Origin of the sequence: Dactylosporangium sp. NBC_01737 (assembly GCF_035963215.1) — a bacterium.
GTDB lineage: Bacteria > Actinomycetota > Actinomycetes > Mycobacteriales > Micromonosporaceae > Dactylosporangium.
Genome location: NZ_CP109153.1, coordinates 11782392 through 11803989, shown reverse-complemented (window position 1 = coordinate 11803989; position 21598 = coordinate 11782392). Strand labels below are relative to the sequence as shown.

At 72.4% G+C, this 21598-nt stretch carries 24 protein-coding genes; 14 read left to right on the top strand and 10 right to left on the bottom strand.

The window, feature by feature from the left end; all coding sequences use genetic code 11:
- Positions 1-128: 128 nt before the first annotated feature.
- From OHA72_RS54380 to OHA72_RS54370, 3 genes are all read right to left on the bottom strand, one after another.
- A complete protein-coding gene (locus tag OHA72_RS54380) occupies positions 129-1421 on the bottom strand; it encodes a ThuA domain-containing protein (RefSeq protein ID WP_327003964.1) in 1293 nt (430 codons plus the stop codon).
- A 199-nt stretch (positions 1422-1620) separates the two neighbouring features.
- Complete coding sequence (locus tag OHA72_RS54375; protein WP_327003963.1) at positions 1621-2649, bottom strand: hypothetical protein; 1029 nt, start codon at positions 2647-2649, stop codon at positions 1621-1623.
- Positions 2650-2718: 69 nt separating this feature from the next.
- Entirely contained in the window at positions 2719-3255 is a 537-nt protein-coding gene (locus OHA72_RS54370; protein WP_327003962.1) for a hypothetical protein, read from the bottom strand.
- A gap of 498 nt (positions 3256-3753) precedes the next feature.
- Between OHA72_RS54370 and OHA72_RS54365 the strand changes: the two genes are divergently transcribed.
- From OHA72_RS54365 to OHA72_RS54340, 6 genes are read left to right on the top strand one after another with little or no spacing between them, the layout of a single operon-like run.
- Positions 3754-4722, top strand: coding sequence for an NAD-dependent epimerase/dehydratase family protein (locus OHA72_RS54365; RefSeq protein WP_327003961.1), 969 nt, complete (start codon positions 3754-3756; stop codon positions 4720-4722).
- A 13-nt stretch (positions 4723-4735) separates the two neighbouring features.
- Entirely contained in the window at positions 4736-5710 is a 975-nt protein-coding gene (locus OHA72_RS54360; protein WP_327003960.1) for a glycosyltransferase family 2 protein, read from the top strand.
- Positions 5707-6891 (top strand): ATP-grasp domain-containing protein, encoded by a 1185-nt coding sequence (locus tag OHA72_RS54355; protein WP_327003959.1) that lies wholly within the window; start codon positions 5707-5709, stop codon positions 6889-6891. Before OHA72_RS54360 ends, OHA72_RS54355 begins: the two co-directional genes overlap by 4 nt.
- Positions 6888-7595, top strand: a complete 708-nt coding sequence (locus OHA72_RS54350) for a hypothetical protein (RefSeq protein WP_327003958.1) — start codon at positions 6888-6890, stop codon at positions 7593-7595. The genes OHA72_RS54355 and OHA72_RS54350 overlap by 4 nt, the downstream gene beginning before the upstream one ends.
- A complete protein-coding gene (locus OHA72_RS54345) occupies positions 7570-8862 on the top strand; it encodes a hypothetical protein (RefSeq protein ID WP_327003957.1) in 1293 nt (430 codons plus the stop codon). Before OHA72_RS54350 ends, OHA72_RS54345 begins: the two co-directional genes overlap by 26 nt.
- Positions 8863-8870: 8 nt before the next feature.
- Positions 8871-9890 (top strand): GNAT family N-acetyltransferase, encoded by a 1020-nt coding sequence (locus tag OHA72_RS54340; protein ID WP_327003956.1) that lies wholly within the window; start codon positions 8871-8873, stop codon positions 9888-9890.
- Between the two features lie 42 nt (positions 9891-9932).
- On the opposite strand, the gene OHA72_RS54335 is transcribed toward OHA72_RS54340, so the two are convergent.
- Positions 9933-11186 carry a phenylacetate--CoA ligase family protein gene (locus OHA72_RS54335; protein ID WP_327003955.1) on the bottom strand — a complete coding sequence of 418 codons (1254 nt, stop codon included), beginning with the start codon at positions 11184-11186 and terminating at the stop codon, positions 9933-9935.
- A 63-nt stretch (positions 11187-11249) separates the two neighbouring features.
- The gene (locus tag OHA72_RS54330; protein ID WP_327003954.1) at positions 11250-11855 is read right to left on the bottom strand and encodes a DinB family protein; all 606 of its coding nucleotides are present in this window, start codon (positions 11853-11855) and stop codon (positions 11250-11252) included.
- Between the two features lie 192 nt (positions 11856-12047).
- Here OHA72_RS54330 and OHA72_RS54325 point away from each other — a divergent pair, with 192 nt between their 5' ends.
- Positions 12048-12404: a histone-like nucleoid-structuring protein Lsr2 gene (locus OHA72_RS54325; RefSeq protein ID WP_327003953.1), complete on the top strand. Its 357-nt coding sequence runs from the start codon at positions 12048-12050 to the stop codon at positions 12402-12404.
- A 108-nt stretch (positions 12405-12512) separates the two neighbouring features.
- Here OHA72_RS54325 and OHA72_RS54320 read toward each other — a convergent pair whose 3' ends face one another.
- Positions 12513-13754, bottom strand: a complete 1242-nt coding sequence (locus OHA72_RS54320) for a multidrug effflux MFS transporter (RefSeq protein ID WP_327003952.1) — start codon at positions 13752-13754, stop codon at positions 12513-12515.
- A complete protein-coding gene (locus OHA72_RS54315; protein WP_327011982.1) occupies positions 13751-13948 on the bottom strand; it encodes a hypothetical protein in 198 nt (65 codons plus the stop codon). Before OHA72_RS54315 ends, OHA72_RS54320 begins: the two co-directional genes overlap by 4 nt.
- Positions 13949-14027: 79 nt before the next feature.
- Between OHA72_RS54315 and OHA72_RS54310 the strand changes: the two genes are divergently transcribed.
- From OHA72_RS54310 to OHA72_RS54285, 6 genes are all read left to right on the top strand, one after another.
- Complete coding sequence (locus tag OHA72_RS54310) at positions 14028-15122, top strand: glycosyltransferase (protein WP_327003951.1); 1095 nt, start codon at positions 14028-14030, stop codon at positions 15120-15122.
- 71 nt (positions 15123-15193) lie between these two features.
- Positions 15194-16132: a TIGR03557 family F420-dependent LLM class oxidoreductase gene (locus OHA72_RS54305; protein ID WP_327003950.1), complete on the top strand. Its 939-nt coding sequence runs from the start codon at positions 15194-15196 to the stop codon at positions 16130-16132.
- 16 nt (positions 16133-16148) lie between these two features.
- Complete coding sequence (locus tag OHA72_RS54300; RefSeq protein ID WP_327003949.1) at positions 16149-16475, top strand: plasmid stabilization protein; 327 nt, start codon at positions 16149-16151, stop codon at positions 16473-16475.
- Positions 16476-16499: 24 nt separating this feature from the next.
- A complete protein-coding gene (locus tag OHA72_RS54295) occupies positions 16500-17339 on the top strand; it encodes an alpha/beta fold hydrolase (RefSeq protein ID WP_327003948.1) in 840 nt (279 codons plus the stop codon).
- A 4-nt stretch (positions 17340-17343) separates the two neighbouring features.
- On the top strand, positions 17344-18192 hold the full coding sequence (locus OHA72_RS54290; protein WP_327003947.1) for a helix-turn-helix domain-containing protein: 849 nt from the start codon (positions 17344-17346) through the stop codon (positions 18190-18192).
- Complete coding sequence (locus OHA72_RS54285; RefSeq protein ID WP_327003946.1) at positions 18189-18584, top strand: VOC family protein; 396 nt, start codon at positions 18189-18191, stop codon at positions 18582-18584. The genes OHA72_RS54290 and OHA72_RS54285 overlap by 4 nt, the downstream gene beginning before the upstream one ends.
- 142 nt (positions 18585-18726) lie before the next feature.
- On the opposite strand, the gene OHA72_RS54280 is transcribed toward OHA72_RS54285, so the two are convergent.
- Positions 18727-19155: an STAS domain-containing protein gene (locus OHA72_RS54280; RefSeq protein WP_327003945.1), complete on the bottom strand. Its 429-nt coding sequence runs from the start codon at positions 19153-19155 to the stop codon at positions 18727-18729.
- 71 nt (positions 19156-19226) lie between these two features.
- On the opposite strand from OHA72_RS54280, the gene corA reads away from it, so the two are divergent.
- Positions 19227-20387, top strand: coding sequence for a magnesium/cobalt transporter CorA (gene corA, locus OHA72_RS54275; RefSeq protein ID WP_442788787.1), 1161 nt, complete (start codon positions 19227-19229; stop codon positions 20385-20387).
- A gap of 18 nt (positions 20388-20405) precedes the next feature.
- On the opposite strand, the gene OHA72_RS54270 is transcribed toward corA, so the two are convergent.
- The gene (locus OHA72_RS54270) at positions 20406-20696 is read right to left on the bottom strand and encodes a peptidoglycan-binding protein (protein WP_327003943.1); all 291 of its coding nucleotides are present in this window, start codon (positions 20694-20696) and stop codon (positions 20406-20408) included.
- Between the two features lie 81 nt (positions 20697-20777).
- Positions 20778-21521 (bottom strand): DUF5995 family protein, encoded by a 744-nt coding sequence (locus OHA72_RS54265; protein WP_327003942.1) that lies wholly within the window; start codon positions 21519-21521, stop codon positions 20778-20780.
- Positions 21522-21598: the final 77 nt, after the last annotated feature.

The window sequence follows — 21598 nt, the reverse complement described above, 5'->3', positions numbered from 1 at the left end:
GCTCCTCGCTGTGCGAAAGGCGGGTCGGGTGCCCGACCCGGGACGGCGGAACCGTAGCCCCAGGACCCAGGTCGGGCAATGCATCACCGGACGTCAATGCGGCGAACGAACCGCCGGAGCCGAAACTTTCACGGTTGCTGCGCCACGCGGAACGACTGCGCCGCCGTGCCGTTGCAGGTGTACTGGACCAGCTGCACGCTGTTGGCGGTGGAGGCGGCCGGCACGTCGAGGCACTTGCCGCTCAGCCTGCTCACGAAGTGGTAGTAGCCGCCGCCCTCGGACACCGGCTGCCACTGCTGGTTGGTGCCGCCACCGTAGGTCCACGTCTGGATCGGCGCGTTGTCGGCGCTGGAGACGTTGGTGACGTCGAGGGCCTGCGCGCTGTTGCCGCGGTTGTTGATGCGCACGAACCCGCCGCTGGTCGGCTGGAACTGGTACTGCTGCGCGTTGGAGGCGTTGCACGTGTACTGCTGGATGGCCGTGCCGTTACCGGTGCCGGCCGCCCGCGCGTCGATGCACTTCGCGGAGTTCTTGTTGACGACGGTGTACCACGCGGTCGGCGAGATCGGTCCCGCGCTCTGCGACGGCGTCGGGGACGTCGACGGCGGGGTGGTGCTCTGGCCCGCGAGCCACAGGATGCCGTCGATGAGCCAGCGGTTCTGGTCGGCGCTCTCGAACGTGGACGACGTGCGGGTGTTGGTGGAGTAGTTCATGCCGTTGTGGCCGAAGTTCGCGTACAGCATCTTGTAGTTGCGGTTCGTCCACAGGATCGGGTAGTAGCCGCTGTACCAGGACTGGTTGGGGTCGGTGCCGACCGGGAAGCTGCTCGGGTCGACCGAGGCGAGGATGTCGATGTTCGGGTTCTGCCGCAGGTCGTTGCTCCACGAGTACCACTCGCTCACCGCCGACCGGAACGTCGCCGGCAGCCGCAGCGTGGACGGGTGGTTGCGGTCCTCGACCTTCAGCGTCACGCGGGTCGGGCCCCACGTGTTGGTCTGGAACGCGCCCGAGCCCAGGAACGTGTTGTAGTACCAGCTCCAGGAGCCGGGATCGGTGGTGAACGCGCTGACGTGGAAGCCCATCCAGGCGCCGCCGTTGTTCATGTACTGCTGGAACGCGGCCCGCTGCCCCGACGGCGGCGCGTCGTCGAGGAACATGATGACCTTGTACTGGGCCAGGTTGCCGGTGTTGAGCCGGCTCCAGTCGGTGGTCGCCTCCCAGGTGAAGCCGTTCTGCGCGGCCTGCGCCGGGAACCAGTCCCTGGCCTCCTTGTCGAAGTCGATGTGCGCCGCGTCCCAGGTGCCGTTGTAGAAGGCGAGCACCTTGAACGGGGTGGCGGCAAGGGCGGGCCTGATGACCAGGCCCACCCCCAGCGCGGTCAGCACGGCGAGCGCGGCGAGCACGAGGCGTCGCGCGCTCAAGGGGAGCTTCTTGAGCACGAGGGGTCCTTCGGTAGGTGGAGGGACGGGCGGATCCGCTCCCCTCGCATCATCAGCCATCTATGACGCCGCCACAAGGTAAAGAACCCTAATAGTTAGGTTAAGTCTCCAATTAAGTCGTCGATGCAGGCTGAGGCCGCTGTACGGCGATCTCCTCGACCGCGGCGGCGGGCACGGACGGTCAGGCGCGGATGCGCACCGAGCCGTCCCGCAGTTCCAGGAACCTTCCGGCGGGCCGGTGGTGGTGCGTCGGCGTGAAGCCGGGCACCGTGCCGAGCCGCTCGCCCCCGGCCGGATCCCAGGAGTGCAGCCCGTCGCCGTCGGCGCTGTACAGCACGGCCCCGTCGCTGAAGAACCGCCCGGCCGGACCGGGAATCGTGGCGACCTCGACGGCGTGCGGGGCGGGGAAGGGCGCCGTGACCGCGGTCCGGCCCGTGTCGAACACGCGGGCGCCGGGCCGCATGCGGTTGTCGTCGTCACCGATGCCCTCGACCGCGACCCGGGTCTCGTCGATCCAGGTCATCGCGTGGTCCCAGTAGTAGTCGCGGGAGCAGACGTGCAGCGCCGGGTCCTCGTCCCGCGCGAGCCACCGCTGAACGCCCGACACCGTCACGACGCCGACGGGATGCCAGATCCACCCGTCGTCGAGGATCCGGCGGCCGTCCGGGCTGACGTACAGGGCGCCGTGGAAGTGGTCGGACGGGTCGCCGGGGCGTGCCGTCAGCGGCTCGCCGGTCGCCGCGACGGACGCGTCCAGGCGGTTCCACGCCGTGCGGTGGACCACCACGGTCCGCCCGGCGTGCTCCAGGAACGCCAGGGAGAAGGGGACGGTCTCCTCCTCGTCGCCCGTGTTGTCCAGGGTCATCGTGACCTCGCCGGTGCGCAGGTCGAGCACCTGGCCGAGCCGGCCGTAGTCGTTGACCACGGCGGCGAACCGGCCGTCGGCGCTCGCGTGCAGCCGAGGGCGCGGGACCCGGTCGGCCCACCGGTCCCGCTCCGCCTCGGGCGGCACCGACGCCACCGCCAGCCGCTGGTAGTCGTCCGACTCGACGTGCCACCGCCCGACCTGGCCGCCCTCGCTGAGCAGCAGCCACATCGGGGTGCCGCCGGCGGTCATCGCCGCCACGTCCGTCACCGTCCCGGCGCGCGCCGGCGTGGGTGTCTCGACCACACCGACGTCGTCGGACCCGTCGTCCACCAGAACCGGCATGTGCCCCCGTCCTCAGCCGGCGGGCTCCGCCGCGCCGCCGCGTCGGGGCCGAGCCTAGCCAGCGCCGGCTCAGGCGGCGTAGTCGACCAGGTCGCCGCTGTTGAGGACCGAGCGGAGCTGGGACAGGTCGATGCCCTTGTCCTGCAGGCGTTTGACGACGTCGGTGGCGCTGCTGCCGCGCAGGGACTCGCTGTCGGTCTCCAGCAGGATGCTGAGCTGTTGCAGTTTCGACTCGTCCGTCAGGCCGGCGGCGCCGCCGCGGGGGCCGCCGGGCGGTGGGCCGGGCCGGCCCTTCTGCGCCGCGATCCGCTCGGCGGCGGCGTCCTGCTCCTCCTCGGCGGCCGACCCGACGGCGGAGGCGTCGGCGGGCTTGCCGGCCTTGATCGCGGCGATCAGGTCCTCGTGCGAGACGCCCTGCTGCTCGGCGATCTCCGCCAGGCTCTGGCCGCTGTCCAGCTTGCTCTTCAGCTCGTCGCCGGACAGGCCGAGCGCCTTGGTGACCGCCGCCATCGGGTCCTTGCCGTCCTTCGGTGGCGGGGGGCGCAGGGCCGTCTGGGCGGTGGCGAACGAGCCGGAGATGCCGCTGATGCCGCTGATCGAGGTCACGTGTGCTCCATCCGTGGTGCCGTACTGCCGGGCCGCCGTTCGGCCCGGCGGGGTCAACGTCGACCGCCAGCCCGCCGGTCGGAGCGTTTGCCAGGGTTCTGCCGGGGTTCACACCAGCCTGGCAGCAGGGCGCCGGTCCCGGCGACGTCCGATCGGGTGTCGCGCGGCGCCGCCCGCTGTCCAACGGCGTCCAACGGCAGCGCTCAAATCACATCGCTTCGCGTAAATTACGGCGGATGGCGGACAACCTCGGCAAAACGTTGCCTCAGATACGACAGAGTCAATAAATCTTTGCGCTCGGACTGTGATCACTGGCGAGTGGACGGTAGATTGCGACCGGCGCATGAGGATGAGATCACTCGGCATTAAGATCAATGTGTCTTCGGTGTTTGCGCTGCTCATCGGCTTCTTTGACATGGGGCACCACCCTGTGGAAAGGCTTGCCGGATACCGGCCATGGGCGAGGATCCGCCCCATCGAGTGAATAGGAAACAACCCATGAAGATCGGCGTGACCGGGGGCAACGGGTTCATCGGGCGGTATGTCTGCGAGGAGATCGAAGCGAGAGGGCACGAGGCGCTGGTGTTCGACCACCACGCGCACGGCCGGCGCGGGCCGCATGCGGCACCCGAGCGTGAGGTGATGCTCGGCGACATCCGTGACGCGACCGCCATGGTCGAGCTCGCGGCCCACTGCGACGGCATCATCCACCTCGCCGCGGTGCTGGGCACCCAGGAGACCATCCTCAACCCGCGCCCGGCCGCCGAGACGAACCTCGTCGGCGGGCTCAACTTCCTCGAGGCCGTCACCCAGTACCAGCTGCCGGGCGTCTACATCGGCGTCGGCAACCACTGGATGAACAACAGCTACTCCATCTCCAAGACCGCCGTCGAGCGCTTCGTGTCGATGTTCAACGCCGACCGCGGCAGCCGGGTCAACGTCGTGCGCGCCGTCAACGCCTACGGGCCGCGGCAGCTCGCCGCCGCGCCGTTCGGGCCGGGCAAGGTCCGCAAGATCACGCCGGCGGTGGTCTGCCGCGCGCTGTGCGGGATGCCCGTCGAGCTCTACGGCGGCGGCCACCAGATCTCCGACATGGTGTGGGTCGGCGACGTCGCCAGGGCGCTGGTCTCCGCGTTCGAGGCCGCCGAGGCCGGCACCGTGCTGGACCACGTGGTGGAGTGCGGCCCGGTCGCCTCGACCACGATCCGCCACGTCGCCGAGATCGTCATCGACCAGTGCGAGCGCAAGGGCTACCCGCGGGTGGAGATCGTGGACCTGCCGATGCGCCCCGGTGAGCAGCCCGGCGCCGTCGTCAGCGCCGACGCCGAGACGCTGCGCGCCGTCGGCATCGACCCGGCCGGGCTCGTGTCCCTCGAGGCGGGCCTGGAGCGCACCATCGACTGGTTCATCGCCACCAGGGGCGAGCACTGGACCGCGCCCGAGCCGCTCGCGCTCGCCGCCCGCTGAGCCCTGCCGGCCCATGCACCCGTTAGGCCTCACCGCCGTCGTGCCCTGCTACGACGAGGCGGACAGCATCGCGCAGACCCACGCCGAGATCACGGCCGCGCTCGGCGGCTACGACCTCGAGATCCTCTTCGTCGACGACGGCAGCGCCGACGCCACCCTCGCCGAGATCCAGCGGCTCGCCGCGGCCGATCCCCGCGTGCAGTACCTGTCGTTCAGCCGCAACTTCGGGTTCGAGGCGGCGTTCTCGGCGGGCTACAAGTACGCCCGGAAGCCGTGGCTCGTGCACCTGGACGCCGACCTGCAGTTCCCGCCCGCCGAGGTGCACCACCTGGTCGAGCGGGCCCTGGAAGGGTACGACGCCGTGTTCGGGGTGCGGCGCACCCGCCACGACCCATGGCACCGCCGGTGGGGCGCGGCTGGCTACCACTGGCTCGGCCGCCGGCTGCGCATCCGGATCCCACCCGGCGCGACCACGTTCCGGGTGCTGCGCACCGAACTCGCCCGGCGGGTCGTCGAGCTGCGCCTCGGCACGCCGTACTTCCTGGCCACCGTGCCGCTGCTCACCTCCAGGATCGCCACCGTGCCGGTCGAGCACCGGCCACGCACCCGCGGCACGTCGAAGTTCCGGCTCGGCCGGCTCATCGGCCACGCGCTGGAGCTCTACGTCGCGTTCTCCCGCCGCGCCGTGCACGCCGTCACGTTCGTGCTCCTGCTCACCGCTCTGCTGACCGTGGGCCTGGCCGTCGCCGCGTTCGCCGGCTGGCTCGGCGTCACGGCCGCGATCGGCGGCGGCCTGCTGGCGGAGTGCGTCGCGCTCGCCGGGGCGGCGGTCATGCTGCGCTACACGGTGCTCGTCGCCGACGCGCAGCCGCGCCCCGCCATGTTCTACATCCGCGAGGCGTCGATCCCCGTGGACGCCTCCGACCAGCTGTTCCCGGGCGCCGCCGCGGCGCCGTTCATACCCGCCCAGCGTGAGGACGCCGCATGAAGAGCCTGCTCATCCTCGGCGCCGCCGACGGCGCGATGGCCACCTACCGCACCGCTCGGGCGCTGGGGTACCGCACCGTCGCCGTCGACCTGCGCGACACCGCCCCGGCGGTCGCCCTCGCCGACGAGCTGCTGCCGGTCAGCACCCGCGACGTGCCCGCGCTGACCGAGATCCTGCGCGGCCGCTCCGACGTCGCCGGGATCCTCGCGCCCAGCAGCGACATCGCGCTGCCGACGCAGCTCACGCTCACCGAACGGTTCGGGTTACCGTGCGGGCTGACCGAGCAGACGGTCGAGGCGTCGGTGGACAAGCGGCGCTTCCGCACCGTCTGCGACGAGCTGGGGCTGCCCGGGTACCGCTGGATCGAGGGCACCGGCTGGCGCTCCGCCGGCCTGCGGTTCCCGCTGGTCGTCAAGCCCGTCGACGCGCAGAGCAGCCGTGGCGTGACCCGCTGCCCCGACGAGTCCACAGTGGACGCGGCGATCGCGGAGGCGCTGCGGCACTCCTACACCGCCGGGATCGTCATCGAGGAGGAGGTACAGGGGCAGCACTGCGGCTGTGAGTGCGTCATCGACGACGGGCGGGTCGTGTTCATGGCCCTCACCGAACGGCACCTCACCCCGCCGCCCCAGGCGACGACGACCGCGCACCTGCTGCCCGCGGCGGTGCCCGACGACGTCCACGACGAGATCGTGGCCGCCGTCGACGCGTTGTGCGCCCGGCTCGGCTACCGCCGCGGACCGCTCAACCTCGACCTCGTCGTGGACACCGCCGGCCGGCCCCGCCTCATCGAGATGGGCGCCCGCACCGGCGGCGACCCCCTCGGCGAGCTCGCCCGGCACTGCTACGGCGTCGACCCGATCGAGGCGTCGATCAGCGTCGCGGTCGGCGCGCCGCTGCCGCCGATCCCGTCCCGGACGGTGCCGCACCCGGTGATGGTGCAGCTGCTCAACGCCGCCGAGACCGGCATCCTCACCGCCGTCCACGGCGTCGAGGAGGCCCGCGGGTGGCCCGAGGTGCTGCGGATCGTGCTGCTCGCCGAGCCGGGCCGCCATGTCACCTCCACCATCGACCTGACCAGCAAGCTCGGCTACGCCCTGCTGGCCGCGGACACCCCGGTGCAGCTGCGCCGGGCGGCCGACCGGCTGCTGTCGACCGTGCGCTTCGAGGTGCGCCCGTGAAACGCTTCTTCGCCCTCGTCCTGGCCACCCTCGTCTCGGGTGTGCTGCTGGTCGCGCTCGCCCCCGGCGGCAAACAGCTGGACTCGTTGTGGCTGTTCCTGGCGTACCTGGTGCCGTTCGTGCTCGCCGCCGAGACGATCGCCGCGCTGGACCCGGAGTGGCTGCGGCGCTGGCGGCTGCCGGAGGTGATCGGGGTCCTCACGTTCACGGCGGTGTTCTGCGGCTTCGTGCCGCGCATGTTCGACCGGGTCATCGCCGAGGACTTCGACGGGTTCTACGCCCTCGTCAGAGTCCTCGCGCCGCTGCTCATCCTGGCGTTCGCGCTGCACCAGCGGCTCGGCGGATCACCCGCGGCGACGGTGCGCCGGATCAGCTACGCGAGCATCCTCGTCATGCTGTCCGGGCTGGAGGACCTGTCGTTCTGGCTGTGGCGCGGGCAACCCGTCCCGCAGCGGTGGGACTGGGCCGACCACATGACCGTCCGGCTCGGCCACGTCGCCAGCCGTACCGAGGCATACGTGTTCATCGCCGTGCACCTGGCGCTGGCCCTGGCGGTGCTGTGCTGGCCGTCGCGCTCCCGCCGGGCCGCCACCGCGGGCACCGGCCCGCACCGGACGCCAGGCCGGGGACCCGACCCCGGCCCGGACGACGCCCCGGCAGGCTCGCCGTCGGCCGGTCATGACGCTGCTCGCGCCGGAGGCTGAGGCCCGCACCGTCGCGCCCGGCGGCCGGCTGATGCTGGCGCTGTTCGCCGGGCGCGGGGCGTTCCGCGCGACCATCCAGCTCGCGCCGCTCGCCCTCGCGGTGCCTTGGGGCGCCGTCCGCTTCGCCGAATACGCCGGCGCGGTCGGGATGTCGATGTGGACGGTGTTCCTCGCCTCCAGCGGCGAGAAGGCCGCCCTGAAGCTGGTGCCGCGCGCCCGCCGGCTCGGCGGGGGGATCGCCAGGGTCGTGCTGCGGGTCGCGGCGGCGCCGGTGGTCCTCGCCGCAGCCGCGTTCGCCGCCGCCACCGTCCTGGACCGCGGGCGGGTGCTCGCCGCGGCGCTGCTGTGGAGCGCGGCGCTCGGCCTGCTCCAGGTCGCCGTCGGCCTGCACCGGGTGCGCGGGCACCTCCGCACCGACGCGGTCACCTTCGCCGCGGTGACCGGCACGCTGCTGACCCTGTCCGCGCTGACGTTCCACTTCGCCTGGCCGCCGCTGTGGCAGCTGAACCTGCTCGCCGCGACGGCGCTGGCCGCGTCGGCGGTCCTGCTGTGGCGGCTGCCGCCCGGCTGGTCGGTCGCCGGCCGGGCGGACCGGGTGGCCGGGCCGCCGCGCCGCCGCCGGATGGCACGGCTGGTCCTGCGGACCTGCGCCCTGCTCGGCCTGCCGGAGCTGGTGGCCAGCCTGTGCCTCGCCGTGTGCTACGTGGTCCTCGGCATCGCCGGCCACAGCACCGAGAGCGGCCCGTTCTACGTCGCGGTGACGCTGTCCGGGTTCTGCTCGGCGGCGCTGACCTACCTGTTCCGGCTGCGCCAGCCGGCGACGTCCCTGCGGCTGCGCGGCCCGGCAGGGCGCACGGGCCGGGCGAAGGCGCGGCGGGTCCTGCGCGTCGCGATGCTGCTGTGCCTGCCGGGCCTGCCGCTGGTGCTGCTGCTGGAGCCCGGCACGCTCCTGCTGGCCTTGCTGACCTGCCTGGAGACGCCGCTGTTCGCGCTGGTCGCCTACGCCGGCTACCTGGTGGAGAACACCGACGGGCGGTCCCCCCGGCTGACCGCCGCATCGGCTACCGTCGGTCTCGTCGTCGCGGCCGCCGCCGCGGCGGTGCTGGTGCCTCACGCGGCGTCGTCGGGCGCGATGGCGGCGCTGCTGCTGTCGGCCGGGGCGAGCGCGCTCAGTCTCGACGTCGGCCTCAGCGGGTGGTGGCGTCGCCCCGCGCGGCCCCTGCCGCAGGGTCCCGGGGACGGTTCGCAGCGGCACGGGGGAACATGATGGTGGAGATGGCTGTGGTGACCGAGGGGTTGACGGTCCGGCTGCACAACCCGGCCACCGACCCGGAGCCCGCCGGCTGGGACGCCCTGCGGTGCCGGGCCGGGCTGCGGGCCAACTGGGCCTGGCCGGCGATGCGGGCCGGGGTCCGCTCCGGCGCCGACCCGCTGCTGCTCGCCGTGCTGTCCGACCTGGACGGACCGGTCGGGCTGTACTCGGCGTCGGTGGTCCCGCTGCGCCGCCGCGAGGGCGCCACGGGCTGGCCGCGGCTGGGGTACCTGCACGTCCAGGCACCGCAGAGCAGCGCCCTGGCCGGATGGTGGACCGCGTCGTCCACAGCGGAGGATCGGGTGGAGCTGTCCCGGGCGTTCCGGCGGGCGGCCCGGCGGGCCCTCGGTCCCGGCGTCGGCGGGGCGCTGTGGCGGCAGCTCGGCGCGGCCGACGGCGCCTGGCTGCCCCGCCTGCGGTACACCAGACCCACCGAGCCCCTCGCCGTGCTCGACGCGCCGGCGTCCGTGGACGCGTGGCTGGCCGGCCTCGGCACGAAACGCAGGGCGAGCGTGCGGCGCACCCAGCGGCTCGTCGCCCGCGACCCCGACCTGCAGGTGCGCGGCGGCGCGATCGGTGACGTGGTGAGCCCGGCGGAGCTGGCGCACCTGACCCGGCTCAACTTCGCCAAGCACTCGGCCGGCAGCGTCGAGCTGCGCAGCGGCCCCCGCTCGCAGCTGTGGCAGGAGGCGGTCGCCGGCCGCGACGACGTCCACGTCGTGGCCTACCGCGACAACGCCGGCGCCCTGCTCGGCGCGGCGACGATCCTGGACCATCCGAGCTGGCCCATCTGGCTGTCCTGGGGCGCGCTGCCGGTCGAGGAGGGCGGCCGCCGGCACCTCTACTTCGACCTGTTCCGCCGGCTGGTGGAGCGGGTTGTGGACCGCGGCGCGAGCGGCATGATCCTGGGCAAGGGCATGGCGGAGCTCAAGTCCGACCTGGGCGCCCACCTGGTGCCGCAGCACGCCGCCGTGACGCTGTAGCGACCGGACCGTCAGGCGGGCAGGGCGTCGCCGGGGACCCGTTCAGCGCCGGAACTCCGAGACGACGAAGCGGCCCTTCCCGCCCTTCGTCAGCTCCACGGTCTCCGCCCGGCGCACGTCGAGGTCGAACGGGCGGCCGGCGCTGTCGTGCAGCCACGCACGCGCGTCGCGGGCCAGGTCGTCGAAGTCGCGGCCGGCCCGGGCGTCCGGGACGAGCCACAGGGTGATGTTGCCGGCGGAGTCCTGGCGCACCATGCACTCCGCGACGCCGGCCGTGTTGATCGCCATGCCGATGAAGGTGCCGGCGTAGATCCGCTCGCCGTCGGGCAGGAGCACGTAGTCGTCGGCGCGCCCCTTCGTCAGCTCGAGGCGGGCGAACGTCCGGCCGCACGCGCACCGGCCGGTGTGGCGGGTCGCGCGGTCGCCGAGCCAGTACCGCAGCAGCGGCATCGCCCGCTCCCGCCAGCCGGTGACGACGACGTGCCCCTCGGTGCCGTCGGGCACGGCGCTGCCCTCGGCGTCGACGATCTCGACGTGGACGCGGTCCTCCGCGACGTGCAGGTGGCCTTCCGGGCAGTCGTACGCGATGTGCAGCAGCTCGAACGCGGAGTACTCGTTGAAGATCGGCACCCCGAATCCGTCGGTGAGCTGCCGGCGGATCTCCGGAGTCAGCAGCTCCGACTCGGTGAACACCACGCGCAGCGTGCGGCGCAGCGCGGCCAGTTCGTCGGACCGCATGCCGCGCAGCAGGTCGCGGAGCATCACCGGATAGCCGATCACGGCCTGCGGGCGCTCCAGCAGCATGCGCTCCACCCGGGTGCGCACCGGCAGCGCGCTGAAGACCAGCGACCTGCGGAAGACGCCGATGCGCTGGTACCAGGCGACGCCGACCGGGTGCGGCTTGAAGTGCACGAGGCGCGACCACGGCCGGTACCGCCAGCCGGCGGCCGCGAACCGGCGGATGTTGCTGGCCCGGTCGTGGGCGTGGTTGGCGGGGTCGTGCCACGCCTCGAGGACCTGCCCGCTGGTGCCGCTGGTCGTGTAGACGGTGACCGCGTCGCGGGCGAACGCCGGATCCCGGAACCGGTCCTCGCCGGCCGCGAGCACGTCGGCCTTGCGCAGCATCGGCAGGCGCGCGAAGTCGGTCAGGTCGCGCGGGACGCCGATGTCGTAGCGGTGGTCGTCGTACGCCATCACGCGGGCACGGGCGTGATCGAGTGCGCCGCGCAGGCCGGCCAGGGTCAGCCGGTCGAGCGTGCCCCGGTCGAGGTACTGCGCCCGGAGCACGGACCGCACGGAAAGAAGGCCACCGATGGTCGACATGGCAGCAAGTCTTGCAGACGGTGGCCTCGATCTATGTCATGCCGCGGCTGTGGCGAGGTGATCCGTGCGCCGGGTCGCCCCCGTGGCGCGGTACAGATCGCGCAGCAGCCCGATCTCCCCGCCGTGGTGCATCACCTCGCGGTTGACGTGCACGATCAGCGCCGCCATCGGCTCCTGCGAGAAATAGGCGCCCTTCGGTCCCAAAGGTGCGCGCAGTCCCTCCTCGTCGAGTCCGGAAACGTGCCCTTGCCACTCTCGGTAACTGTCGTCCAGGAACGCGACCGCTTCCGTGGCCGTGTGCGGCAGATCAGCGGGCACGTGCCGCGGGTCGAACATGTCGGCGTCGCCGGAGACACTTCCGTCACCGAAGAACGTGCTGCTCCGGGTCACGAAACAACCGACCGCGATGTGCATCATGCGCCATGCGACCGTGGTGACCGGCGCCGGGTCTGCGCCCGGACCGCCCTCCACGCGGTAATTTCCGGCGGCGTCGGGCCCGACCGTCCAACATCCGGAGACCGGTTCCCAGAAGTATTCCTCGTCCGTGAGCCCGTCCAGCCGGGGGCGCAGATGCACGTCCCAGTAGAACGCCAACTGGCCGATGAGCAGGTCGCCCCAATCGGGTGTGGAAGTGTTCGCCATGGGTAGAGTCTCGCCGATGCTCGGATCATGCGCACCGTGCCGGGCCGGTGGTAATTGAACCAACACGATCGGTGATGGTGCCCATTTGAAACAGAGTGCACTTCAAATCCGCAGAATGGGCGATACTATTTCTCCGATGGCCGGCCGTTCGGTCGCCGCCGTCACCCGTACCGTTGCCGAGGAGGCGCCGTCATGGCCAAGCGCGTCATTCAAGAACTGATCGACGACTTGGACGGCAAGCCGGCCGACGAGAGCGTGCAGTTCGGTCTCGACGGCGTGCAGTATGCGATCGACCTGTCGAAGAAGAACGCCGAGAAACTGCGCGCCGCGTTGAAGCCCTACGTTTCCGCCGGTACGAAGGTCGGACGGGGCGCGGTCGTCGCCGCGGCCCGATCGGGAGCCCGGGGCCGGGGTGCCGCCCGCGGCGACCGCGACCAGAACCGGGCCATCCGCGAGTGGGCGCAGGGCGCCGGCTACCAGGTCTCCGACCGTGGCCGGATCAAGCAGGAGATCGTCGACAGCTACCACGCCGCCGCCGGCGGCCGCTGACAAGCACCGCCGGGGCCGCCGGCGAAACCGCCGGGAGCCGCTGGCAGAAGCCGTCGTGACCAGACAGCGGTCCGCTGTCTGGTCACGATCGAGCGGTGAGCGGGACGGTCAGACCGCCGCGGGGGCACGGTCCAGGGTGACGGCCGGGTCGTGGTCGTCCTCGCTCGTAACGAGTGACCCCGGCCGGACGACCACGAGCAGGGTCAGCGTCGCGGTGAGCAGGCCGCCGGCGATCACCACCGCCATCGCCGTCGCGCCCGTGCCCAGGACGCCGACCAGCGGGGCGGCGACCGCGCCGATGCCGAACTGCACCGCGCCGAGCAGCGCCGCCGCGGTGCCGGCCGCCTCGCCGTGGCGGGACATCGCCAGGGCCGGGGCGTTGGGCAGCGCCAGGCCGGCCGCGGTCAGGACCGCCCACAGCGCCGCGAGCAGGGCGGGCAGGCCGCCGAGGCCGGTGGCGGCGAGGACGACCAGGACCGCACCGGCGACGGTGCCGGCGGCCAGGGCCGACACGAGGATGCGCTGCGGGGTGAAGCGGCGCAGCAGCCGCACGTTGTACTGGGTGCCGCCGATCAGTCCGACCGCACCGGCGCCGAAGGCCAGCCCGAACTGGGCCTCGCTGAGGCCGTACACCTCCTGCAGGACGAACGACGAGCCGCCGACGTAGGCGAACAGCGCCGCCATCGCGAACCCCGCGACCAGGACCAGGCCGACGAACACGCGGTCACGCAGCAGGGAACCGTAGACGCCGAGGGTGGACACGACGCCACCGGAGCGGCGGCGGGCGGGTGTCAGCGTCTCGGTCAGGGCGAGCGCGGCGAGGGTGGTGAGCAGGACACCGAAGACGGCGAGGACCACGAAGACGCCGCGCCACTCGGTCCAGCGCAGCACGGCGCTGCCGAGGGTGGGTGCGAGGATCGGGGCGGCGCCCATGACCAGCATCAGCCGGGAGAACAAGCGGGCGAACGCGGCGCCGCTGAACAGGTCCCGCACGACCGCCATCGCGACGACCGAGGACGCGGCGACGCCGAGACCCTGCAGGACGCGCAGCGCGCCGAGGACGGTGACGTCGGGGGCGAAGACGCAGGCGACCGACGCCAGGACGTGCAGGACGAGGCCGGCCAGCAGCGGCACCCGCCGGCCGACGGCGTCGGACCAGGGGCCGATCGCCAGCTGGCCCAGCGCGAGACCCGCGAGGGTGCCGGTGAGGGTGAGCTGCACCGCCGTCGAGGTGGTGTGCAGGTCTTCGGTGATGCTCGGCAGGGCCGGCAGATACATGTCGATGGTCAGCGGGCCGATGGCGATGAGCGAGCCGAGCACCAGCACCAGGCGGACGGGGTTTGCAGTCACATCCTGTGGTCAAGCGTTTGATCGTCCAGAACATTCCCGTCCTGGTACGCCGTCGCCTGCAGGGCGTACAGCTGGGCGTAGAGGCCGCCGGCCGCCGACAGCTCCTCGTGCGTGCCTTCCTCCACCAGGACACCGTGGTCGAGGACGTAGGGGACCGCCAGTTCGTCCGCAGGATCGACGCTTTCGATCGCCATGTGTCTATGGTGCCGCGCCCGGACAAACGCTCAGGTCGGCCGAACGGCCGCCGATCGGGCGGAGGTGAACCTTGCCGCGGTGCTGATCGTGCGTGACTCGGCCACCATGCTGTCCCGGTGCCTGACGTCGCTGAGCGGGGTCGTCGACACGATCCACGTCCACGACACCGGCTCCAACGACGACACCCCGGCCCTGGCCCGCGAGCTCGGCGCCGTGGTCAGTCACGGCACCTGGACCGGGGATTTCGCCGCCGCCCGCAACACCGCGCTCGCCGAGGCCGCCGCGGCGAGGGGCACGCCGTGGGCGCCCGCGGACTGGGTGCTCAGCATCGACGCCGACGACCGGGCCGTGGCCGCGCCCGGCAAGCTGCGGGAGGTCCTCGCTGCCACCACCACCGACGCGCTGCTGGTCGACATCGACAACGCGCACGACGAGCTGCCGTACACGTTCCGCACCGCCCGCCTGTTCCGCCCGACGCAGCTGCGGTGGAAGGGCCGCGTCCACGAGCACCTGGTCCGCGTCAAGGGCGCCGGCCCGACCCCGGACGTCTTTGTCGACCGGGGGCACGGCACGGGGGTCGGCACCGGCCACGGCACCGGGACGGTGCAGGGGATCGGGATCGCGGAGTGGCCGTCGGCGCCGCGCGAGGCGATCCGCCTGGAGCATCAGGGGTACGCGGACCCCGACGAGCGGCGCAGCAAGGCCGAACGCAACGTCGAGCTGGCCCAGGCGGTCCTGGACGGCATCGCCGACGGCTCGGCGGACCCTGGGCAGGTCGCGGACACGCTGCTGGACCTGGGGCGCAGCCTGGTCGGGGCGGGCCGCACCCAGGACGCGGTCGACGCGTTCGAGACGCTGCGGGAGCTGGCGCCCGGCACCCGGCAGTGGATCCTCGGCACCGACGCCCTGGCCCGGCTGCTGCTCGGCGCCGGCATGGACGAGGCGGTGCTGGTGCTGACCGCGCAGCTGCGCGGCGCCGGGGTCGCCCGTGACTACTGCGACTGGCTGGACGCGCAGGCCCTGGCGCAGCTCGGCGAGGTGGCGGAGGCCTGGCGGCTGCTGCAACCGGTGCAACGGGTCGTCGACCCGGCCGGCCGGGTGTACCCGCCGGAGCACCTCGCCGAGCTCAAGCGCCTCTTGGACCGCCTGCACTCGATGTCCAACAGTCACTAGCTGGAACAGGATCGTCGTGGAGTTCGTCGCCGGTGTGCTTCTCTCGCGTGCGGGTGGGTATCAGTGACGGCATGCGAATCGGTTACTTCCTGTCCAGCGAGGAATACACCCCGGCAGAGCTGATCGAGCAGGCGAAGCTCGCGCAGGACGCCGGGTTCTCCGGGCTGTGGATCTCGGACCACTACCACCCCTGGAACGACGCGCAGGGGCAGGCGCCGCTCGTGTGGTCGCTGATCGGGGCGCTGAGCCAGGTGGTCACCATCCCCGTAACGACGGCGGTGACCTGCCCGATCATGCGCATCCACCCGGCGGTCGTCGCGCAGGCCGCCGCGACCAGCGCGGTCCTGCACGAGGGACGGTTCGTCCTCGGTGTCGGCACCGGCGAGGCGCTCAACGAGCACATCCTCGGCGACGCCTGGCCGAGCGCGGGCGAGCGCCTCGAGATGCTCGAGGAGGCGGTCCACGTGATGCGGGAGCTGTGGGACGGCGGGTTCGTCAACCACCGCGGCACGCACTACACCGTCGAGCACGCCCAGGTGTACACGCGGCCCGAGACCCCGCCGAAGGTGTACATGTCGGCGTTCGGGCCGAAGGCCCTCGAACTCGCCGGGCGGATCGCGGACGGGTTCATGTCCGTGGCGCCCGTCGCCGAGCACGTCGAGGCGTTCCGCAAGGGCGGCGGCGGGGACAAGCCGGTGCAGGGCGGCTTCAAGGCCTGCTTTGCGAAGACCGAGGACGCCGGGGTACGCATCGCGCACGAGCTGTGGGCGAACGCGAGCGTCCCGGGCGAACTGTCGCAGGTCCTGCCGTCGCCGAAGCACTTCGAGCAGGCCTCCGAGCTCGTCACCCCGGACATGACCCGCGAGGCGATCGCCTGCGGTCCCGACCCGGCCAAACAGGCGGCGCAGCTCAAGAAGTACAAGGACGCCGGGTTCGACGAGGTGTACGTGGCGAACATCGGTCCCCACTACGCGGACCTCATCGACCTGTACAAGCGCGAATTCCTGTAGAAATCGGAGGTGGGTCATGCCGCAGGCGGCATGGAGCAACAAACGGGAACGGCAGTACGAGCACATCAAGCGGCAGCAGAAGGCCCAGGGCCGGTCGGAGGACGTCGCCGAGGAGATCGCGGCCCGGGTCGTGAACAAGGAACGCGCCCGCGCGGGCGAGTCCCGCACCGCGAGCCGCACCTCGACGCAGGACATCTCCTCCGCCCGCCGCGGCGGGTTGCGCGCCCGCTCGGGCGGTCCCGGCGGTCGCACCCGCGACCAGCTGTACGAGGAGGCGAGGCGCAAGAACATCAACGGCCGCTCCAAGATGACCAAGGCGCAACTGGAGAAGGCCGTCGGTTAGGCACCTCCACAGCGTTGAACAGGTATGCGATTTCTTGAGACCGGCGGCGCGCGGCTGTGCGTCGAGACGTTCGGCGACCCCGCCGATCCCACGATCCTGCTCGTCCACGGCGCGGCCGCGTCGATGCTCTGGTGGGACGAGGAGCTGTGCGAGCTGCTCGCGGCGGGCGGCCGGCACGTGGTGCGCTACGACAACCGCGACACGGGCCGCTCCACCGCCTACCCGCCGGGGCGGCCCGGGTACACGATGCGGGACATGGCGCTCGATGCGATCGGGATCCTCGAAGGGCTCGGCGTCGGCGCCGCGCACCTCGTCGGGCGTTCGATGGCGGGCGGGATCGTCACCGTCGCCGCCGCGGAGCACCCGTCGCGGGTCGCCACGCTGACCCTCGTCACCACCACCCCGGGCCTGCCGGGGCTGCCGCCGATGTCACCCGCCTTCGTCGAGTTCACCGGCAGCGGCGGCCCTGACCCGGCGGACCCGGTCGCCGTCGTCGAGTTCATCGTCGGTCTCATGCGGGTGTACGGCGGCGGCTCCCCGTACTTCGACGAGCCCGCGGTGCGCCGGCTCGCGGAACGGGACGTCCCCCGCACCACCGACATCGCCTCCTGCCTGGTGAACCACTTCGTCATCGACACCGGCGGCGCCGGCCCGCAACTGCTCGCCGGCCTGAGGGCGCCGACGCTGGTCGTCCATGGCGAGCGCGACCCCGTCTTCCCGCTCGGACACGGCACCGCCCTGCGCGACGCGATCCCCGGCGCGTCGCTGCTGGTCCTGCCCGGGGCGGGACACGAGCTGCCCCGTCCGCTGTGGCCGCTGTTCACCGCCTCGCTGCTCGAACACACCGCCCGGCGGCTACCGTGAGGGCGTGCTGTCGGAATACGTGCGCCGGCCCGCGGGACCGCGGGTGCGGCCGTTCGCGGGCTGGTACTCCGGCTACCGCGAGACCGGCGTCGCGCCCGCCGTGCACCGGGGGCTCCCGTCACCGTTCCTGACGCTCATCGTCACCCTCGACGACCCGTTGCAGATCTCGTCGCACCCCGATCCGGCGACGCCGCCCGGGCGGTACGACACGCTCCTCGGCGGGCTGCACACCACGCCCGCGACGATCGTGCACGACGGGCGGCAGTCCGGGATCCAGATCGCGCTGTCGCCGCTCGGCGCCCGGACCCTGCTCGGCCTGCCCGCCGGTGAGCTCGCCAACCTCGACGTGACCGCCTCCGACGTGCTGGGCCCGTGCATCGACGCGCTGCGCGACCGGGTCCGGGCCGCGACGACCTGGGCCGACCGCTTCCGCATCGTCGATGAGATGCTCGCCCGCCGCCTCGCCGCGCCGGTCCTGCCGCGCCCGGAGGTCGTGCACGCGTGGCGGCTGCTGCAGGCCGGCGGCGCCCTCGCCACCGCCGACATCGCCCGGGAGGTCGGGTGGAGCGGGCGGTACCTCAGCCGCCAGTTCAACCTGGAGATCGGGCTCTCGCCGAAGGCGGCGGCCCGGGTCGCCCGGTTCGACCTCGCCCGGCGCCGGCTGCAGGACGGCGCCGCGTCCCTCGCCGCGCTCGCGGCCTCCTGCGGGTACTACGACCAGGCGCACCTCACCCGCGAGTTCACCGGGTTCGCCGGCAGCCCACCGGCGAAGTGGCTTGCCGAGGAGAACCTGCCGCCGTTCCGAAACGTCCAAGACCCGGACGCGCCCTGGTCGGCAGACTGGGCCGCATGACACCTCCACCGCAGGTGTGGCCGACACTGCGTGCCACCGACGCCCGTGCCCTGATCCGGTTCCTGGTCGACGCGTTCGGCTTCCGGGAGACCGTGGTGCACGGCGAAGGCGACCGTGTCGACCACGCCCAGCTCGCCTGGCCGCCCGGCGGCGGCATCATGCTCGGCAGCGTCCGCGACGACGACGGACCGGGCTGGCCGCTGCGCCCCGGCACCTTCGGCGCCTACGTGGTGACCGACGACCCCGACGGGGTGTACGCCCGCGCGGTCGCCGCCGGCGCCACGGTCCACAAGGAGCTCAACGACACCGACTACGGCTCGCGGGAGTTCTCCGTCCGCGACCCTGAGGGCAATCTGTGGTCCTTCGGGACCTATCGCGGCGAGCCCGTGTAGGACCGGCCCGCCGGGCGTCACGGGGGCGGCCGGCGGATCTTCAGCAACCCGGTGGAGCTGATGCGCCACCGGGTTGTCCTCATGCCGTGTTGTCCTCATGCCGTGGCTTTGGCTCACGCCGAGCGGCGGCGGCGGGTTCTGATCAGGCGGAGCGGCGGCGGTCGGCGTTCATCGGCCACTGGGTGCCGGTGGACTGGGCGGCGACGTCGGCGTCCGTGATGAGGCCCTGCGGGTCGGCGGCGAGAGCGCTTTCCAGGCTGCGGTAGGTCTCGATCGTGGAGAGGGTGCCGCCTTCACGCAGCGTGTGGACGACCTGCGGCGTCGGCAGCGCCAGGACGAGCGATCCGCCCTGCTCAAGGGCTATACCCGCAGTGACGCGCAACATCATGACGCCGGTGCAGTCGATGGCCGTGACCTTCGCCAGGTCGATGACGATCCTGGGCTGGGGGCGGAGCAGGAGCTGTGAGAGCGCGGTCTCCAGCTGCATCGCACTGGCCGCGACCAGCGCACCGTGACAGGTCAGCACCGTCGCGGCAGCGAGTCGGTCCACCGCGAACGTGAGAGCTGCCATGCTGCGACGATACGGTCCGCCGTGACGGTCCGTGAACCCCTGTCCAGGTGGAGGCACCATCCGACCGGCCGGTGGCCGGGCAGCCGGTCGTCGCTGCGGGTGATCCGACAAGCGGGCGTGGCACTGGTCGGGCGGGTGTTCATGGACGAAGCCGGGTGGGTACGCAACCAGCAGCCCCCGCAGTACGTCAGGCCCCGACGAAAGGTGCTTTTCCGGTGCAACTGGACGCAAGGCCTGCGGTTGTCGACTGCGCGTTGTACGTCGGCGGGGTCCGCCAAACGGGCGACCTGCCCCTCGCCGAACTGTACGAACGGGCCCGCGAACAGCCGGACGCGTTCGTCTGGATCGGGCTGCACGAACCGGATCCGGATCAGTTCGCCGAGGTCGAGAAGGTCTTCGGGCTGCACCCGCTCGCGGTGGAGGACGCGTTGAAGCCGGCGCCGCAGCGGCCGAAGGTCGAGCGGTACGAGGACGTGACGTTCTTCGTCGCGCGGACCGCCCGGTACCTGCCGCACGGGGAACTGACCGAATCGAGCGAGGTCATCGACACCGGCTCACTCCGGATGTTCCTCGGTGGCCAGTTCATCGTCACGGTCCGTCACGGTGAGGCGGGTGAGCTGCGGTCCGCCCGGCTGGACCTGGAGGCGAACCCGGCGCAGCTCGCGGGTGGCCCGTGGGCGGTGCTGCACGCGATCCTGGACCGGATCGTCGACGCGTACCTCGTCATCGTCACCGCCATCGACACGGACGTGCAGGCCCTGGAGAAGGCCGTGTTCCGCCGGGACAGCGGCACCAGCATCGAGCACGTCTACCAGCTCAAGCGGGAGCTGATGGAGTTCCGCACGGCGGCGGTGCCGTTGCAGCGGCCGCTGCTGACGCTGCTGGACAAGCAGACGTTCGCGCTGTCCAAGGAGATCCGCCGCTACTTCCGCGACGTCAACGACCACCAGACCCGCGTCGTGGAGCAGGTCGCCAACCACGAGGACATCCTCAACTCGATCCTGCAGGCCCGGCTGGCGCAGGTGACCATCGACCAGAACAACGACATGCGCAAGATCGCGTCCTGGGCGGCCCTCGCCGCGTTGCAGACCGCCATCGCGGGGGTCTACGGCATGAACTTCGTGTTCATGCCGGAGCTGCACTGGCGCTACGGGTACTTCTACGCGCTCGCGCTCATGTTCGGCAGCGGGCTGCTGCTGTACCGGACGCTGCGCCGTAACCGCTGGCTGTAGCGCCCGGGCTTCGGCGCTCTACGCGGCCAGGCCGAGGGACCGCATGTGGCGGGCCTCGCGGGCGGCGCGGGTCAGCGCCTGCACGGTCCGGGGCCCGGCGATCCCGTCGATGGTGAGCCCGGCCCTGGCCTGGAAGCGGCACAGCACCAGCGGCATCTCCGCCTCGGGCGCCCGCGGGTGCAGCAGGCCGATGTCTGCGAGCAGGTCGCGCACGGCGCGCGGGTCGGCGGGCGGCGCGGCGGTGTCGGTTGCGCTGACGGCCCCGGCGAGCGCGGCGCCGACGGCCTGCAAGGTACGGCGAACGGTCATGCGCTCAAGTCTGGCCCGCGCACCTGCACACCGCGTCAGGGCTTTCCTGTCGGCTGACCCTGAATTTGCCCTGACGGGGCTCTACGCGCCGGGGATGAGGACACCGAAGCCGGTGCGGGCGAGGCGCAGCAGGACCTGGCCCGGGGCGGTGAGCGTGTCGAGCTTCGCCGCGGAGGCGTCCTCGAGGTGGCGGACGGCTCCCGCGTACGCCTCGGGTCCCGTCCGGCGCGCGGCGTCCAGGACGGCGGTGTTGCGCCACACCTTCGCCCGTGCCTCGGTGAGCAGCCGCCGGGTCGCGGCCCGGTTCGCCGGGGCGAGGATCCGGTCCAGGAGGCTCGGACGGTTGGCGGCGCGGCCCTCGGCCTCCTCGGCGCCGACCCTGGCGAGCAGGACGGTGTCGATGTGGGTGTGGTCGCGTTCCCGGTCGGCGCGCACCTCGGGGTCGTCGAACTCGGCCGGTTCGATCACCGCGATCAGTGACTGCGGCAGGTCGTAGTTGATGTGGGCGTTCATGCCGAGCAGCACGTGTCGCAGCGCCGGCAGGCCGGGCCGGTCCCGCGCGGTGTCGAACGCGATCCGCCACGGCCGCGGCACCTGCCCGCCGTTGAGGTCGGCGTCGAACGCGTCCAGGTACAACTCCGCGAACGCCACGTCCCACCGGTTCAGCCAGTCGGCGTCGAGGAACCCGCCCCGCTCGATCTCCTCGGCGACGGCGTGCGTGGTGCGCAGGTACGTACCGTGGAAATGACGGCGGGCGTCATCCGGCGCGAGGCGGGCCAGGCCCTTCTCCATCCGCGCGATGACCGCGGCGACGGCGTCGTTCATGCCCGCCCAGGACGCGAGACGGCCGGCGCGGTGAGTGAGGTCACGATCGCAGTGTGCGGCACCGAGGCAAGGCCGGC